The 17112-nt window shown below is 62.9% G+C and carries 15 protein-coding genes; 7 read left to right on the top strand and 8 right to left on the bottom strand.

What is annotated here, in order from left to right; all coding sequences use genetic code 11:
- Position 1: 1 nt before the first annotated feature.
- Complete coding sequence (locus CVS48_RS19620) at positions 2 to 976, bottom strand: TRAP transporter substrate-binding protein (protein ID WP_100855900.1); 975 nt, start codon at positions 974 to 976, stop codon at positions 2 to 4.
- Positions 977 to 1258: 282 nt separating this feature from the next.
- On the opposite strand from CVS48_RS19620, the gene nudC reads away from it, so the two are divergent.
- From nudC to CVS48_RS19605, 3 genes are all read left to right on the top strand, one after another.
- Entirely contained in the window at positions 1259 to 2029 is a 771-nt protein-coding gene (gene nudC, locus CVS48_RS19615) for an NAD(+) diphosphatase (RefSeq protein ID WP_100855899.1), read from the top strand.
- A 157-nt stretch (positions 2030 to 2186) separates the two neighbouring features.
- Positions 2187 to 2696 (top strand): winged helix DNA-binding protein, encoded by a 510-nt coding sequence (locus CVS48_RS19610; RefSeq protein WP_100855898.1) that lies wholly within the window; start codon positions 2187 to 2189, stop codon positions 2694 to 2696.
- A gap of 80 nt (positions 2697 to 2776) precedes the next feature.
- Positions 2777 to 6403, top strand: coding sequence for a hydantoinase B/oxoprolinase family protein (locus tag CVS48_RS19605; RefSeq protein ID WP_100855897.1), 3627 nt, complete (start codon positions 2777 to 2779; stop codon positions 6401 to 6403).
- 225 nt (positions 6404 to 6628) lie between these two features.
- Here CVS48_RS19605 and CVS48_RS19600 read toward each other — a convergent pair whose 3' ends face one another.
- Positions 6629 to 7663 carry a C45 family autoproteolytic acyltransferase/hydrolase gene (locus CVS48_RS19600; RefSeq protein WP_100855896.1) on the bottom strand — a complete coding sequence of 345 codons (1035 nt, stop codon included), beginning with the start codon at positions 7661 to 7663 and terminating at the stop codon, positions 6629 to 6631.
- 165 nt (positions 7664 to 7828) lie between these two features.
- On the opposite strand from CVS48_RS19600, the gene glnH reads away from it, so the two are divergent.
- From glnH to glnQ, 3 genes are all read left to right on the top strand, one after another.
- Entirely contained in the window at positions 7829 to 8581 is a 753-nt protein-coding gene (gene glnH / locus CVS48_RS19595) for a glutamine ABC transporter substrate-binding protein GlnH (protein WP_100855895.1), read from the top strand.
- A 97-nt stretch (positions 8582 to 8678) separates the two neighbouring features.
- Positions 8679 to 9335 (top strand): glutamine ABC transporter permease GlnP, encoded by a 657-nt coding sequence (gene glnP / locus CVS48_RS19590; RefSeq protein ID WP_100855894.1) that lies wholly within the window; start codon positions 8679 to 8681, stop codon positions 9333 to 9335.
- On the top strand, positions 9332 to 10060 hold the full coding sequence (gene glnQ, locus CVS48_RS19585) for a glutamine ABC transporter ATP-binding protein GlnQ (protein ID WP_100855893.1): 729 nt from the start codon (positions 9332 to 9334) through the stop codon (positions 10058 to 10060). The genes glnP and glnQ overlap by 4 nt, the downstream gene beginning before the upstream one ends.
- 82 nt (positions 10061 to 10142) lie before the next feature.
- On the opposite strand, the gene CVS48_RS19580 is transcribed toward glnQ, so the two are convergent.
- The 5 genes from CVS48_RS19580 to CVS48_RS19560 all read right to left on the bottom strand — a co-directional run bounded on the left by CVS48_RS19580 (position 10143) and on the right by CVS48_RS19560 (position 15113).
- Positions 10143 to 12437 carry a RelA/SpoT family protein gene (locus tag CVS48_RS19580; RefSeq protein ID WP_100855892.1) on the bottom strand — a complete coding sequence of 765 codons (2295 nt, stop codon included), beginning with the start codon at positions 12435 to 12437 and terminating at the stop codon, positions 10143 to 10145.
- 22 nt (positions 12438 to 12459) lie between these two features.
- On the bottom strand, positions 12460 to 12663 hold the full coding sequence (rpoZ, locus tag CVS48_RS19575; protein WP_006219679.1) for a DNA-directed RNA polymerase subunit omega: 204 nt from the start codon (positions 12661 to 12663) through the stop codon (positions 12460 to 12462).
- Between the two features lie 45 nt (positions 12664 to 12708).
- A complete protein-coding gene (gene gmk / locus CVS48_RS19570) occupies positions 12709 to 13341 on the bottom strand; it encodes a guanylate kinase (protein WP_100855891.1) in 633 nt (210 codons plus the stop codon).
- Positions 13342 to 13455: 114 nt separating this feature from the next.
- Positions 13456 to 14412 carry a c-type cytochrome gene (locus tag CVS48_RS19565; RefSeq protein ID WP_100855890.1) on the bottom strand — a complete coding sequence of 319 codons (957 nt, stop codon included), beginning with the start codon at positions 14410 to 14412 and terminating at the stop codon, positions 13456 to 13458.
- Complete coding sequence (locus CVS48_RS19560) at positions 14409 to 15113, bottom strand: c-type cytochrome (protein ID WP_100855889.1); 705 nt, start codon at positions 15111 to 15113, stop codon at positions 14409 to 14411. The genes CVS48_RS19565 and CVS48_RS19560 overlap by 4 nt, the downstream gene beginning before the upstream one ends.
- A gap of 230 nt (positions 15114 to 15343) precedes the next feature.
- Here CVS48_RS19560 and CVS48_RS19555 point away from each other — a divergent pair, with 230 nt between their 5' ends.
- The gene (locus tag CVS48_RS19555) at positions 15344 to 16114 is read left to right on the top strand and encodes an SDR family oxidoreductase (RefSeq protein WP_100855888.1); all 771 of its coding nucleotides are present in this window, start codon (positions 15344 to 15346) and stop codon (positions 16112 to 16114) included.
- A 117-nt stretch (positions 16115 to 16231) separates the two neighbouring features.
- On the opposite strand, the gene CVS48_RS19550 is transcribed toward CVS48_RS19555, so the two are convergent.
- On the bottom strand, positions 16232 to 16828 hold the full coding sequence (locus tag CVS48_RS19550; protein ID WP_100855887.1) for a C40 family peptidase: 597 nt from the start codon (positions 16826 to 16828) through the stop codon (positions 16232 to 16234).
- Positions 16829 to 17112: the final 284 nt, after the last annotated feature.

Raw genomic sequence — 17112 nt, 5'->3', positions numbered from 1 at the left:
ATCACTGCTTCTTGTAGGTGTCGATCATGGTTTTGCCATCGGCGCCAGCCTTCTTCAGCCAGTCATCCAGCATGCGCTTGCCAATCACCGACAGGCCTTCCTTCAGCTCGACGGTGGGCTGCACGGTTTCCATGCCGTTCTTGGCCAACTGTTCCTGATACCACTTGTTCTTTTCTTGCGACAGCTTCCAGCCGCGCGACTCGGCTTGCGCGCCGGCCTTCTTCAAGGCGTCCTGCGTGGCGGGGTCCAGGGCGTCGAAGGCCTTCTTGTTCACGATGATGGCGTTCTTGGGCAACCAGGCCTGCGTGTCGTAGAACTTCTTGATGTACTCGTAGGTCTTGGTGTCGTAGCCGGTGGAAGCCGACGACATATAGGAATCGATCACGCCGGTGGCCAGCGCTTGCGCCAGTTCAGCCTGCTGCACCGTGACGGGCTGCGCGCCCACCAGTTCAGCGATCTTGGCCGTGACCGGGCTGTACGCGCGCCACTTCAGACCCTTCATATCGCTGATCTGCTTGATTTCCTTGTTGGCGAAGATGCCTTGGGGCGGCCACGCCACGGCGTACAGCAGCATCATGCCTTGCGACTCAAGCTTCTTTTCCAGGAAGGGCTTTTGCGCTTGGTACAGCTTGAACGAAGCGTCGTAACCCGTGGCCAGGAAGGGCAGGCCGTCCAGTTCGTAGATCGGGTCTTCGTTGGCGAAGTTGGTCAACAGGATTTCGCCGATCTGCGCCTGGTTGCCTTGCACGGCGCGCTTGATTTCCGGCGCTTTGTACAACGAGGCATTGTTGTGCAGCTGGATCTTCAGCTTGCCTTGCGACAGCGTATCCACGTCCTTGATGAAGTTCGTCAGGTTCTCAACGTGGAAGTTGCTGGCCGGGTAGGCGCTGGGCAAATCCCACTTGGTTTGGGCCTGTGCGCCGGCGCTGAACGCCAGGACGATGCTGCCGGCCAGCATTGAAATTTTCTTGTACATGGATGGTCCTTCTGTGCGAATGGTGAAGACGGGTTTTGCCCGATAGGCATTCTTGAAAGAGACTGCTGCGCGGATCGTGCGCGGCTTGAAAGCCGTGCCATTCTATGGTGCTGCGCGGCACCATCGCGCAGAATATTCGCGGTTTTACGGGTTAATCCTAGGCTTGGACGCGCCAATTCGTTGAAGGTTAAATCGTTGTGCACCCCATGGACACCCGGCATTCAGCCCCCCGTTTTTTCTTCTAAGATTGCGGCTGTTGAATGCACGCCGCAGAGGCCACTTGTGAATTTCGTTTTCCGCCGAGATGAGTTGCTGGTTGAAGAAGCGTCCAGCCTGTTGCCGGACCTGGCGTTGTGCGAACGCATCGGCCTGTCCCTGCCGGCCATGCAGCCGATCTGGACCACGCCCGATTCCCCGTATCGGACGATGCATGTAGACCCCACGCTGGAGGCGCCCGAAGGCTATGCCTTCAAGAAGCTGCGCTCGCTGTTCGGCGTGCTGGACGACGAGCGCATGGCGCTGGCGGGCCGCGCCTACCAGATCGCCGAATGGGCGCGCACGCATCGGTTCTGTGGCGCCTGCGGGACGCCTGCCGAGCGCGTGGCGCACGAATTCTGCCTGCGCTGCCCGTCCTGTGGTTTTTCTGCCTACCCGCGCATCTCGCCGGCCATGATGGTGCTGATCCGCAAGGGCGACAGCATTCTGCTGGCGCGGCACACCACCACCGCCACGTCCCGCTACACCGCGCTGGCGGGCTTTGTGGAACCGGGCGAGAGCATCGAAGAAACCGTGCACCGCGAGGTCTACGAGGAAGTCGGCCTGAAGGTCGGCAACCTGCAGTACTTCGGCAGCCAGCCCTGGCCGTTCCCGCATTCGCTGATGGTGGCGTTCACCGCCGACTACGTCTCGGGCGATATCCGCGTGCAGGAAGACGAGATCGCCGATGCGCGTTGGTTCGGGCCGGACGACCCCATGCCCGACATCGCGCCGCGCATTTCGATTGCGGGCTGGCTCATCCGCGCCAATCTGCCCATGGGATGGACCGCGCCGTAGGCGACATCGCGCTGCTCCAAAGGGCATTCAGGTTCGTATAACGCTAGGGGTATTCCCTCGAAACGGCCGTTTTCGGCCGTTCAGTGCTTATTTTTTATGGATGAAATGCACATAAATTATTAGTATTTCGACCAGATAAACTTGGTTCGAGCGTTCCATGAGCTCCACGTTGATAGCCTCGTCGGCCCACCTTGCCGGCGGCAGTGCGCCCGATCTGTCCGAAGTCGAATTCGGCCTGATGATCGCCAGCCATGCCTTTGACCGCTGGACCGTGCGCTGCATGGCGGCGGCCGGGCTGCCCGACCTGACGCCTACCGACGTGATGGTGTTCCACCATGTCTACCACCGGCAGCGCGCCAAGAAGCTTGCCGACATCTGCTTCACGCTCAACGTCGAAGACACCCACATCGTCAGCTACGCGCTGAAGAAGCTGGAGCGCCTGGGCGTGGTCAAGGGCGAACGCAGCAGCAAAGAAGTGTTCTACAGCGTCACGCCGGACGGCGCGGCCATCCTCAAGCGCTATGGCGATATCCGCGAGCAATGCCTTACCGCCGGCCTGGACGGGCCGGGCGGGGGCGGGCTGGATTTCAGCCGCCAATTGGCGCATGCCTTGCGCTCGCTATCGGGCCTGTACGACCAGGCCGCGCGGGCGGCAACCTCACTCTGAATCTGTTCGGGCATGGCCCGGCACACCGCAACCCGACCGCGGCGGCACGCGCCGTGGCCGTTTGTTTTCAAGGATCACGCATGAAGAAGTGGCAATTCTGGATCGATCGTGGGGGTACCTTTACCGACATCGTGGCGCGCCGCCCCGATGGCACGACCACCACGGCGAAGATGCTGTCGGAAAACCCCGAGCAGTATCGCGACGCGGCCGTGGCCGGCATTCGCAAGCTGCTGGGCGTGGCGCCTGGCCAGCCCGTGCCGGTCGAGCAGGTTGAGTGCGTGAAGATGGGCACCACCGTCGCCACCAACGCCTTGCTGGAACGCAAGGGCGAACGCACGCTGCTCGTCACGACGCGCGGCTTTCGCGATGCGCTGCGGATTGCCTATCAGAACCGGCCCCGGCTGTTCGATCGCAATGTCGTGCTGCCCGAAATGCTCTATGAATCCGTCGTCGAAGCCGACGAGCGCGTGGCCGCCGACGGCGAAGTCATTCGCGACCTGGACGAAGCCGGCCTGCGCGCGGGCATGCAGGCCGCCTACGACAGCGGCATCCGCGTGGTGGCCATCGTGTTCATGCACGCCTGGCACGCCACCGGCCATGAACAACGCGCGGCCCGCATCGCCCGCGAAGTGGGCTTCACGCAAGTGTCGGCCTCGCACGAAGTCAGCCCGTTGATCAAATTCGTGTCGCGGGGCGACACCACGGTGGTTGATGCGTATCTGTCGCCGATCCTGAAGCGTTACGTGGATCAAGTGGCGGGCGAACTGCCGGGCATCCGCCTGATGTTCATGCAGTCCAGCGGTGGCTTGACCGACGCGCACCGTTTCCGTGGCAAGGACGCCATTCTGTCCGGCCCGGCCGGCGGTATCGTCGGCATGGTGCGCACCAGCGAAATCGCGGGGTTCCCCAAGGTCATCGGCTTTGACATGGGCGGCACCTCTACCGACGTGTCGCACTACGCGGGCGAGTTCGAACGCGAATTCGAAACCCAGGTGGCGGGCGTGCGCATGCGCGCACCCATGATGAGCATCCACACCGTGGCGGCGGGCGGCGGCTCGATCCTGCATTTCGACGGCGCGCGCCTGCGCGTCGGCCCCGATTCGGCGGGCGCTAACCCCGGACCCGCCTGCTACCGCCGTGGCGGCCCGCTGGCGGTGACCGACTGCAACGTGCTGTTGGGCAAGATTCAGCCGGACTTTTTCCCCAAGGTCTTCGGCCCCGATGCCAACGAAGCCCTGGACCGCGACGCCGTGGTTGAGCGCTTCACGGCCATGTCGGACGAGGTGCGCGCTGCCACCGGCCGCGAGATGACGCCGGAACAACTGGCCGAAGGCTTCCTGGAGATTGCCGTCGGCAACATGGCGGAAGCCATCAAGCGCATCTCGGTGCAGCGCGGCCACGACGTGACGGAATATGCCTTGACGGTATTCGGCGGCGCGGGCGGGCAGCATGCCTGCCTGGTGGCCGATGCGCTGGGTATGACAACGGTGTTCGCGCACCCGTTGGGTGGCGTGCTGTCGGCCTATGGCATGGGCTTGGCCGATCAGACCGACATGCGCCAGAAGACGGTTGAAAAGGTGCTGGACGCCGACCTGATGGGCGAGTTGAAGGATGAGCTGGATGTGCTGGCCGGCCAGGCGGTGGGCGAGCTGCGTCGCCAGCATGTGCCGGATGGCGACATCAGCGTGCAACGTCGCCTGCATTTGAAATACCGGGGCACGGATACGGCACTGGAAGTCGCCTTCTCCACCCTGGAGCAGGCGCGTGGCGATTTCGAAGCCGCGTATCGACAGCGCTATTCCTTCCTGATGCCCAATCGCGAACTCGTCGTTGAAACCATTTCGGTGGAAGCCACCGGTGGCGGCGAGCGCGTGGGCGAAGCATCGGTCTCGCGCACCCGGGACGGCGCCTTGTCGGCCCGCCGCGTGGTCAGCATGTACAGCGCGGGGGAATGGCGCGACACGCCTTTGTACGTGCGTGAAGACATGGCGGGTGGCGACGTGGTGGCGGGTCCCGCCATCATCTCCGAGCCCAATCAGACGACCGTGGTCGAACCCGGCTGGCAGGCCGAACTGACATCGCAGGACCATTTCGTGATCCGGCGTGTCGAGGCGCGTGCGGATCGGCGCCGCATCGGCACGCAGGCGGATCCGGTCATGCTGGAGGTGTTCAACAACCTCTTCATGTCGATTGCCGAGCAGATGGGCTACCGCCTGCAAAACACGGCGTATTCCGTCAACATCAAGGAACGCCTGGATTTCTCGTGCGCCATTTTTGATGCGCAAGCCCGCCTGATCGCCAACGCGCCGCACATGCCGGTGCACCTGGGGTCCATGGGCGAATCGGTGCGCACGGTCATGAACGCCAACGCCGGCCGCATGATGCCGGGCGACGCCTATGTGGTGAACGACCCTTACCACGGCGGCACGCACTTGCCCGACGTGACGGTCATTACCCCGGTGTTCGATCACGCCGGCCGCGAGATCCTGTTCTACGTCGGTTCGCGCGGGCACCATGCGGATATCGGCGGTACGACGCCGGGTTCCATGCCGCCGGATTCCAAGACGGTCGAAGACGAGGGCGTGCTTTTCACCAACTTCCAGTTGGTGAAGAACGGCGAATTCCGCGAGCAGGCCGCGCGCGACATCCTGGGCTCGGGCCGCTGGCCCGCGCGCAATCCGGATCAGAACATCGCCGACATGCACGCGCAGATCGCCGCCAACGAGAAGGGCGTACAAGAGCTGCTGCGCATGTGCGACCACTTCGGCCTGGACGTTGTGCGCGCCTACATGGGCCACGTGCAGGACAACGCCGAAGAAGCGGTGCGCCGCGTGATCTCGGTGCTGAAGGACGGCAGCTACGAATACCCGTTGGACAACGGCGCGGTGATACGCGTGGCGGTGACGGTGGATACGCAGGCGCGTAGCGCGGTGGTCGATTTCACCGGCACGTCACCGCAGTTGGACAACAACTTCAACGCGCCCGGGGCCATTGCCGTGGCGGCGGTGCTGTATGTGTTCCGCACCATGGTCAACGACGATATCCCGCTGAACGACGGCTGCCTGGCGCCGCTGTCCATCATTCTGCCGGAAGGCTCGATGCTGCGGCCAAATTCGCCGGCGTCGGTGGTGGCGGGCAACGTGGAAACGTCCATGTGCATCGTCAACGCGCTGTACGGCGCGCTGGGTGTATTGGCGGCCAGCCAGGGCACGATGAACAACTTCACCTTCGGCAACGCACGCCATCAGTATTACGAGACCATCTCGGGCGGCACGGGCGCAGGCCCGGTACGCATCGACGCGGCGGGTCCGCACGACGAGGGCTTCGCCGGCACGTCGGTGGTGCAGGCGCACATGACGAATTCGCGCTTGACGGACCCCGAGGTGCTGGAGTTCCGCTTCCCCGTGCGCCTGGAGTCCTACGAAATCCGCAAGGGTTCCGGCGGCGCGGGCCGCTATCCCGGCGGCGAGGGTGGCGTACGCCGCATTCGGTTCCTGGAAGACATGACGGCGGCCATCCTGTCCAACAACCGCCGCTACGCGCCCTTCGGTCTGGCGGGCGGGCAGCCCGGCGCGATGGGCCGAAACTCGATCGAGCGCGTCGATGGCTCCATCGAGGAACTCGGCCCGCAAGACAGCGCCCAATTGCAGCCGGGCGACGTGTTCGTGGTTGAAACCCCGGGGGGTGGGGGTTACGGGAAGGCGTGATGGTATCGCCTCGGTGCACAAAATAGGCAGGTCGTAGGATGGGTGAAGCGCGCGAACTCCGGGGGCAAGAACCCGACGTACAACGCGCGCAACCCATCGTGCAACGGTGGCTCTGTGGCTGAGTTGGCCCCAAGCCCACCACCGCTTGATGGGTTGCGCGCATTCAATATCCATTCCCTGTTCCAGGACGGTGCGCGCTTTACCCATCCTACCCATCACCCCCGGCTAGTCCGGTTCCGACATTACATCCAGCGCAATGTCCGCCATCTTTCTGCGGTCATAGACTCGCAACGTGACCTCGTCGTCGCGGATTTCAAACATCGCGGTTGCCAAGGTATTTTCACCATCCGGATCGGCCGCGTCGGTCCGCAAGATAGGCAGGGCGCCCAGCGTCTCGTGCAGTGCGGCCAGCATGTCCGCGCTGCCGGTTTCAGGTGACCAGCCATCCACGATCCCCTCGATCCGGTTTTGCCGGTCGCGCGATGATTCCGTAATCACTTGCGGCTGGTCGCGCGCTTTGGCATGGACCATATGGTTGGCATGGCCGTAGCGCGTGCCGATATCCATGGTGGACACCAGACCCGGCGCCGCCTCGGCGCTGATCAGCCGGGGGTCCGTTGCGCTACCCAGCAGATGGTGAAAGCCGCCGGAATGCGGCAGGTCTTGAAGCAGGGCGACGGCCTCATCCAGCGTGGAACAGTCCAGCACCGCGCGGGCCAGAAACATGCGTGGCACGCCCGGTTGGCGCAATCGGGTGCGCAGGTTATTGATGGTTTGCACCAGGCCTGCCCGATTGGCGCCGAAGGTATGCCCCGGCAACGAACCCGGGTAGTAGAAGCTGACATAGCCGGGCGCGTCGTCCAGGGCCACATCAACCAGGGGGCAGCGCCCATACAAGTAGGGGTCGCCGTCTTCGTTATGCCCGATCCAGCGGGTGCCGTCTGCGCCTTTCAGCGCGACGGACGTGCAGCCGTCGGTGGTGCTGTGCAGCAAGTCGCCACGGCAATTCCATAGCAGCACGTCTTTCACAGGCATGCGCAGGCCGTCGGCCAGCCCTTCAATCTCTTCCCATATCTGCGGCAACGCTGCCCGGGCCTGCTGGCCCAGTTCATCCACATAGGGGTGGTCACGCCAGCGCCGCAGGGCTTCCCAAGTGCTGCTTTGATTCAGGTACGCCGACATCATCGGGCGTGCCAACTTGCCCAGCGCCTGGCCAACTTCGCGCCGGTTTCCGGCTATGCGTACATACTTGTAGGGCATGGGGATTCTCCGGGGTGACATGCGGATTGTAATTTTTCTAAGCTCTGCCGGGTGGGGACGGATGCGTTAAGATCGCCGATAAGCAGCGCCGGAGATCCCGGCGCAGCCAGGAATCATGCCCCTACAACAACCCGGGGAGCCGACGGTCCCCAAGAGGAGAGTTTCATGATCAAACGTAAAGTCGCCGCCGCCTTGGTCGGCCTGTCCGTGGCCATGTTCGGCGCCGTGTCCGGCGCGCAAGCCCAGGGCAAGGAATTGGTGGTGGCCACCGATACCGCTTTCGTGCCGTTCGAGTTCAAGCAGGGTAATACCTATGTGGGCTTTGATGTGGATCTCTGGGCCGCCATCGCCAAGGAACTCAACCTGAAGTACAAGCTTCAGCCGATGGATTTCAACGGCATCATTCCGGGCCTGCAAACGAAGAACATCGACGCCGCGCTCGCGGGCATCACGATTCGAGACGACCGCAAGAAGGTCATCGACTTCTCGGATCCCTACTATGAAAGCGGCCTGGCCATTCTGGTCAGCGACAAGAACACCGATATCAAGGACGCCAAGTCCCTCGCCGGCAAGACCGTTGCCGTCAAGACCGGCACCGCCACCGTGGACTTCCTGAAAGCCCAGGTGCCGGACGCCAAGCTCAAGCTGTTCCCCAACATCGACAACGCCTATCTTGAACTGGCCACGGGCCGCGTGGACGCCGCCGTGCATGACACGCCGAATGTTCAGTACTACGCCAACACGGCAGGCAAGGGCCGCGTGAAGGTGATCGGTTCCGTCAAGAGCGGTGACTTCTACGGCATCGCCTTCCCCAAGGGCAGCGATCTGGTCCCGCAGGTGAACAAGGCCTTGGCCACGTTGAAAGCCAACGGCCAGTACGACGCCATCTATGAAAAGTGGTTCGGCAAGAAGCCGTAAGCGCTGGGCATGGCATTGCTTTGGGCGCCGTCCGCAATGAAGTCTGCGGGCGGCGCTTCGATGATGCGGCGCGCGACGGCGCCTTGGGGGGACTACCGTGGAATTTGACTGGGCAGTAATTCAAGACGCGATACCCAATCTGCTTGAGGGTACGCTGATGACCATCAAGATCACGTTCTGGGGCTTGGTTGGCGGTTTCCTGCTGGGGGCGTTGTCTGGCGTGACCCGTGCTTACGGCCACCCGGTCCTGTCGGCGATCGCACAGGTCTATGTGGCCGTCATCCGCGGCACGCCGATCGTTGTGCAGGTGATGTTCATCTACTTCGCCTTGCCGCTGTTGGCTGATATCCGGGTAGATGCCGAATGGGCGGCCATCGTCACCCTGATCATCAACTCGGGCGCCTACATCTCTGAAATTGTGCGGGGTGCGCTGCTGTCCGTGCACAAGGGGCTGAAGGAAGCCGGGCAGGCAATGGGCTTGCCGTTCCACAAGATCTTGTTCCACATCATCGGGCCCGTGGCGTTTCGCCGCATGATCCCGCCGCTGGGCAACCAGTGCATCATCAGCTTGAAGGATTCATCGCTGTTCATCGTGATCGGCGTGGCCGAACTGACACGCCAGGGCCAAGAGATCATGGCCAGTAACTTCCGCGCCGTTGAAATCTGGTCCGCTGTCGCGATCGTCTACCTGATCCTGACCGGGCTGATGGCGCTGAGCCTGCACCTGGTGGAAAGAAGGATGCGCATATTATGAGCATGGTCGAATTCCATAACGTCACCAAGCACTTCGGCGAATCCATGGTGCTGGACGACATATCGCTGAACATCGACGCGGGTGAGGTTGTAGTGGTGGTGGGTCCGTCGGGTTCCGGCAAGTCCACTTTCCTGCGATGCATCAATGTGCTGGAAACCATCAACGGCGGTGACTTGCTGGTGGATGGCCTGAGCGTCAAGGGCGATACGGCGCAGGTGCGCGAGATTCGCCGCGAGGCCGGCATGGTGTTCCAGCAGTTCAACCTGTTCCCACAGATGACCGCGCTGGAAAACGTCATGTTCGGCCCCGTGCATACGCGGGGCCAGCCGCGCGGCGAAGCACGCGAGCTGGCCGAGGCATTGCTGGACAAGGTGGGCCTTGCTGAGCGCATGCATCACTACCCGGCGGAGCTGTCCGGTGGTCAGCAACAGCGCGTGGCCATTGCCCGCGCCCTGGCCATCAAGCCCAAGCTGATGTTGTTCGACGAGCCCACCTCGGCGCTCGACCCGGAACTGCGTCACGAAGTGCTGAAGGTGATGCGGGACCTGGCGGAGGAGGGCATGACGATGGTGGTCGTGACCCACGAAATGGAATTCGCGCGCAAGGTCGGCAGCCGGCTTATCTTCATCGACGCGGGAAAAATCGCGCACGATGGGCCACCGGCTGAACTACTGAGCAACCCGCCCAGCCAGCGTTTGAAGGATTTCCTGCAGCACGTGAAGTGAGGCGCGATTCACTCATGGCGTAAAAAAACCAGCATGCTGCTGGTTTTTTTTGTGCCCCGCGATGGGGCGTGACGAAATGGCGTCAGCCTTTCACCCGAACGATCTTCTGCACCTGCGGCACGTGCCGAATGGCGCGGATGACCTGGGCCAGGTGCTTGCGGCTGTCGACCTGAATGGTCAGGTGCAACGACACCGTGGAGACCGCATCGTCGTGCATCGTCACGTGCATGATGTTGGCGTCGGCCGCGGTAACTTCCGCCGCCAGCCGGCCCAATACGCCGCGCTCGTTGCGGGTGATGATGTCCAGGCGCGTGGCCAGGTGCTTCGCGGTGTGGGCGTCCCAGGCGACGTTGATCCAACGTTCGGGTTCGCGCAGGCGCTGGCGCATGGCCACCGGGCAGTCGGCGGTGTGTACCACCAGCCCATGACCCATGCGCATGCCCGCCACAATCGGGTCGCCCGGCAGCGGACCGCAACACGGCGCCAACTGCACGGCCTGGCCTTCGTTGCCTTGGATCAGGATGGGGGCGCTACGCGCGGAAGTCAGCTCGTCCACCGCCGCCGCAGTGGTGGCGACCAATTGGTGTTCGGGCGCAAACCGGCGTGCGACAACGGCGGCCAGACGCTTACCCAGGCCGATATCGGCAAGGATTTCCTCGCGCGAACTGGCGCCGGTGCTGCGCGCCAACTTCTGCCACGCGGGGTCATCGGTGGCCGGCATCGGCATGTGCAATTCTTGCAAGGCCTGGCTCAGCAAGCGTTCGCCGAACGCCACCGATTCTTCGTACTTGACGGTGCGCAGGTAGTGCCGGATTTCAGAGCGAGCGCGGCCGGTGCGTACGTAATTGAGCCACTGCGCATTGGGGCGCGAGGCGGGTGACGTGACGATTTCCACCGTGTCGCCGCTGTTGAGCTCGGTGCGCAGCGGAACGAACTCGCCGTTGACCTTGGCCGCCACGGCCTGGTTGCCGATGTCGGTATGGATGGCGTAGGCGAAGTCCACGGGCGTAGCGCCGCGTGGCAGCGAAATGATCTTGCCGCGCGGCGTGAACACGTAGACCGCATCCGGGAACAGATCCACCTTGACGTGTTCAAGGAATTCGCCGGAATCACCCGTCTGGCTTTGAATATCCAGCAGCGATTGCAGCCATTGATGGGTGCGCTTTTGCAGGTCGTTCAGCGTCAGGTCGGCGCCCTTGTACAGCCAGTGCGACGCCACGCCTTCTTCGGCCACGTGATGCATGTCGCGCGTGCGGAACTGGAATTCCACCGGCGTGCCGTAGGGGCCGACCAGCGTCGTGTGCAAGGACTGATAGCCGTTCACCTTCGGGATGGCGATGTAGTCCTTGAACTTGCCGGGAACGGGTCGATAGAGCTGGTGCAGCGTGCCCAGCGCCAGATAGCACTCGGGCAGGGTGTGCACGATGACGCGAAAGCCATAGATGTCGAGTACGTCGGAAAACGATTTCTTCTGGTCCACCATCTTGCGGTAGATGCCATAAAGCGTTTTCTCGCGGCCCGTGACTTCGGCTTCGATACCGGCGGCGGGCAGCGAGGCCCGCACTGAATCGGCAATCTTCGTAATGACTTCGCGGCGATTGCCGCGCGCGGCCAGCACCGCCTTGTACAGCACCTGATAGCGGTTCGGGTACATGGCCGCGAAGCATAGGTCCTGCAGTTCGCGAAACAGCAGGTTCAGGCCCAGGCGATGCGCAATGGGCGCATAGATATCCAGCGTCTCGCGGGCGATGCGTCGGCGCTTCTCGGGGTTGACCGCGTCCAGCGTGCGCATGTTGTGCAAGCGGTCGGCCAGCTTGATGAGAATGACGCGCACGTCGCGCGCCATCGCTAGCAGCATCTTGCGGAAACTTTCGGCTTGTTGTTCGGCCTTCGTGGCGAAGTCCAGGCGGTCCAGTTTGGACAGGCCATCAACCAGCTCGGCGACTTCAGGGCCAAAGCGTTCGGCAAGCTCGTGCTTGGCGATGCCCTGGTCTTCCATCACGTCATGCAGCAGGGCGGCCGACAACGCGTTGACGTCGAGCTTCCAGCCTGCGCAGATTTCAGTGACGGCGATCGGGTGCGAAATGTAGGGCGACCCGCTGGCGCGGAATTGGCCCAGGTGCGCCTGATCTGCGAAGCGATAGGCTTCGCGCACACGTTCTACATCTTTGGGATCGAGATAGCTGCCGATGATTTCGGTCAGCGGTGCCAGCGAAGCAACCGGCGAAGCGGTTGCGTCCGCCGCTTCTTGCGCAGCGACAGACGGTGGCGTAGCGAGGTTCTTGCTTTTCTTACCCGTGCGGCGCCCAAGACGGGAGCCGGCACGTAGCGCGGCAAGCAGACCAGATGAAGCGTACTTCAGCCCGGGAAAAGCCATACTTGCCGCCCCCCGGAGAGTATCAGGTGGGAACTTTACGCAGCATTTCCACGCCGGTTAGGCCGCCCGCGATTTCGCGCAGTGCAGTGACCGTGGGCTTGTCTTTGCTGTCCAGGCGCGGGGCATGGCCTTGCGCCAACTCGCGGGCGCGGTACGTCGCGGCCAGCGTGAGCTTGAAACGGTTGGGGATTTGATTCAGACAGTCTTCGACGGTAATGCGAGCCATTAGGACACCTGGTGCTGATGGATTATTGGGGAGAATGCAGTCGGCTCAGTGCTCGGCGGGAATGCCAAGTTGTGAGAACAACTGAGCGTGCCGGGCGGCCTGAGACGAAAAACGCAGCCGCGCGGCGCTGACTATTTGTATCAGTTCCGACAAGGCTACGCTAAATTCTTGATTAATAATAACATATTCGCATTCTGGCGCGTGGGCGATTTCACCGCCCGCGGCCATCAGCCGGCGCGCGATCACTTGCGGCGCGTCCTGGCCGCGCGCCTTCAAGCGGTTTTCCAGTTCATCGATCGACGGCGGCAGCACGAAAATGCCGATTGCCCCCGGAAAACGCTGTTTTACCTGGCGCGCGCCTTGCCAATCGATTTCAAGCAGGACGTCGCGCCCTTCGCGCGTGGCGGTGTCGATGCGGTCGCGTGGGGTGCCGTAGAAATTGCCATGCACTTCGGCCCATTCCAGCAAATTTTGCCCGTCGCGCATCTGCCTGAAGTCTTCCGCGGACACGAAGCGGTATTCACGGCCATCTTCTTCGCCGGGCCGAGGCGCGCGCGTGGTGCAGGAAATGGAAAGTTCGATGGAAGGGTCTTGCTGGAGCAATGCCTTGACCAGGCTGGACTTGCCCGCGCCGCTGGGCGCGACGACCATGAAGACGTTTCCGGGATTGGCGTGCATGAATATGACCGGCGTGTGATGCTAAGACCGGAAGTCTAGCAAATCACGCGGTGCGGCAGGGGAAAACCCGATGCCGCGCCGCGTGTTTTTTCATGTCCTTTGGGTGGACGCGACTCAACTCGCCGGTTTGGCATTCGCCTGGATCAGCGTGCCGCCCGGCGGTGGGGCATCGCTACCCAGCAGATGGCCATTGACTTCGATGCCGTAGAGGGAATCGTCCGAGTCATGGTATTTGGCTCGCGTTGCCGCAACCGATTCTTTGTAGCGCGGGTCTTGCGGGCGTTCGTGCGCATTCATGAAGTAGGCCACGTCCCAGGCTTCCTGATCGCTCAGCATGCCGGCCTGGCCCAAGGGCATGTTGGCCTTGATGAAGCCGGCGGCGTTGCCGATCTGGTGCATGCCGGCGCCCCAATTGAACGAGTCGGCGCCCCACAGCGCCGGAAACACCCAGTGCTTGCCATTCTTCTGACCCTGTCCTTGGGCCCCGTGGCATACCGCGCAGTACTGCGCATAGACCTCGCTGCCGCGCACGTAGTCCGCCTTCTGCGCGGGCGCGGGCAGTTTGCGGTAGCCCTGGCCCTCCAACACTACGCCCGTGGGCGCCTTGCTGGCCAGCCAGAACATATAGCTTTGCAACGCGGTCAGCACCGGGTCATCCGCCGCCGGGGCCTTGCCGTTCATGCTGAAACGAAAACAGCCTTGCAGGCGTTCGGCCAGCGTGTTGACGTGTTCGTTCTTCACGCGGTAGGCCGGGTAGAGCACGTAGGCTGCCCACATCGGCGCGGAATCGGGCCTGCGTCCGGCATCCAGATGGCAACTGACGCAGTTCAGGTTATTGCCCACGAACTTGCCCGCCATTTGCGGGGTATGCAGGAAGATCTGTTCGCCTTGACGCACGATCTTGCCGAAGTCGGTGTCCGGCAACGAGGCCGCGGAAGGCGGCGTGAAGGTTGGGCGGGTGTCGGCCGCGAACGTGGTGGACGGCGCAAAAAATAGAGTGGACAGCGAGGCGAGCAGCGCGCCGGTGAACCCGGCCCTGCGCACCGCGCGGAAGATCGAACAGGGCTTCATTGCGTCTTCCCTTGGTTGGCGGGCGATTGCGTGGCAAGTTGATCCGCGGCGGCGGGCAGGCCGGCGTAATAGGCCGACACGGCGTCGATTTCCGCGTCGCTCAGGCGGGTGGCCACGGCGGGCATCAAGCCCAAGGGGCCGGGCGGGCGCTGGCCTTGCTGCCACGCGCGCAACTGGCCGGCGATATAGGCGGCCGGTTGTCCCGCCAGGCTAGGGAAGTTTTCGCCAACGCCGATTCCTCCTGGCCCGTGGCACTGATTACAGGCGGGCACGTTCTTGTCCCAGGCGCCGCGTGTGGCCAGCCACGCGCCGGTGTCGGCCGGCTTGACCGGGTGCATGGCCGTCGCGGCCAGGCGGTCGGTATTGAGCGGGGAGGGCAAGCCTGCGTAATAGCGGGCCACGGCCTCTTGCTGCGCGGGGTTCAGAGCCTTGGCGGTCGCAGCCATGATGGGGCTCACGCGCGAACCGTTGGCCATGGCTTCCAGTTGTTCCGCCAGATACTTGGCGCCGATACCCGCCAGTTGCGGAAAGCCCGCGGCCGGGTTGCCTTCGCCCCGTGCGCCGTGACAGGTAATACAGGCGGGAGCGCCGTTGGCGCCTTGCATGCTGATCTGTTTGCCGTCAGGCGCGCCCTGCGCATGCGCAACCGTCGCGCATAGCAGACCTGCCAGCAGCGTGGCGCGTAGGGACCGTGGGGTCATGGTTGCCTGCTCCGTAACTCGTTATTGGATTTTGGGTAATAAGCTAATTCCCGCAAATTATATAAAGACTTGTGACCGATCGCGCGCCTTTTGCAGCTTGATGTCGGCCGCCCGCGTTTCTTCTGCTTGCAAGCGGTCGCGCCGCATTGTGTCCGCGTTGGAAACTTTGCTTGCAGCTTCGCAAGAATGATTGCGGTAGCATCTCGCCGATTGATAACAAGGAGAATTCGATGCATACGAACGAGATCGAACCGCCGCGCGTAGCCCTGGTAACCGGCGCAGGGACAGGAATTGGACGTGCGGTAGCGCTGGAATTTCTGGCCCAAGGCTATCGGGTAGTGCTGGCGGGCCGTCGGCGCGATCCGCTCGAGGCCACCCGCACGGCAGCGGGCGAAGATGGTGTGCGCGCCCTGGTGGTGCCTACCGATGTCTCGGACGAACACGCCGTGCGTGATCTATTCGACACGGCGCAGCGTGAATATGGCCGCCTGGACGTGCTGTTCAATAACGCGGGCCGTGGCGCGCCCGCCATGCCCATTGAAGAACTGCCCGTGTCGGTGTGGCGCGAAGTCGTCGACACCAACCTGACCGGCATGTTCCTGTGCGCGCAAGCCGCCATCCGTGTGATGAAGGCGCAGTCCCCGCAGGGCGGCCGGATCATCAATAACGGGTCTATTTCCGCCCACGCGCCGCGCCCGTTTTCCATTGCCTATACGGCTACCAAGCACGCCGTGACCGGCTTGACCAAATCCATCTCGCTGGATTGCCGCCCCTATGGCATTGCCTGCGGGCAGATCGACATCGGCAACGCCGCGACTGACATGACCGAGCGCATGGCAGCCGGCATCCTGCAGGCCGACGGCAGCACCAAGGTCGAGCCGCGCATGGATGTGGCGCACGTGGCGCAAGCCGTCGCCGCGATGGCGCGCCTGCCCCTGGATGCCAATGTGCAGTTCATGACCATCATGGCTACGAACATGCCCTTCGTGGGCCGGGGCTGAATGCACGAAGCCTGCCGGCTATTGCCTGGCAGGCTTCGATATCCCTGACATGCCAGGCGCCCAACGGGCGCCTTTTTTTGCGCTGGTTCGCCGTCCCCAATGCCTGAACGCGATTCCTTAGCGCGAGGCTTGCGCCAGCATCTGGCCCTGCGTGGTGTCCAGATAGCGCCGCGCGCCAACGTAGCGCTTGGTCCAGTAGGGGTTCTTCATTTCGTCGACGCGCACCTTGGTGCCGCGCCGAGGCGCATGGACGAATTTGTTCTGGCCGATGTAGATGCCCACGTGCGACGTTACGCCGCGGCCACGGGTGGCGAAGAAGACCAGGTCGCCCGGACGCAGTTCTTGCTTGTTAGGTACGGACTTCCCTTCGCTGCGCTGGGCGCGGGCGGTACGGGGAAGTTCAAGTCCTGCGATCTCGCGGAAGACATACAGCACCAAGCCGCTGCAGTCGAAGCCTTCGGCGTCGTCGCCACCCCAACTGTAGGGAGTGCCGATGGCGTCCAGGCCCGCTTGCACGACACGTTCACGCAAGGTCGGCACGGTGGGCTCTTGCGCCAGGCGCAGGCCGCTGAGCGTGGGGCGGGCTTGCTCGGTGGGCAGGGAGGCCTGAGCAGCGCCTGGTATCCACGAGAGGGTCAGAGCAAGAAGGGGGGCAGATAGAAAAACGGGAATGCGGAAATTGGCAATTCGGACTTTTCGCGTAGGCGGCGTCATTACGTCACTTCAGAAATCGGAGTAGGCGGCATGGCTTCGCCCAGAGGGGGCAAGCCGGCGGAAAGGGGTGGCTTCGGGACGCAAAAGGCCTCGGAAGCTGTTGAATTATAGTGGAATAAAGTTTCATTACATTTGTAGTGCAATGCAGCAAAATTTGGGTGCAACCGTTACCTTCGCCAAGGGAAACGACGTAACGGTTGCAGCATTCGTGGCTTGAAAAGTTGGGTTTTGATAAGCGGCCCTTCAGCCAGCCACCGTTCAGCCACCCACAGTTCAACAAGCCG

The organism is Achromobacter spanius (genome assembly GCF_002812705.1).
In the GTDB taxonomy this organism is placed as follows: domain Bacteria; phylum Pseudomonadota; class Gammaproteobacteria; order Burkholderiales; family Burkholderiaceae_B; genus Achromobacter; species Achromobacter spanius.
Note: the sequence above shows the minus strand (reverse complement) of the source record. Positions and strands in the feature narration are given on the sequence as shown.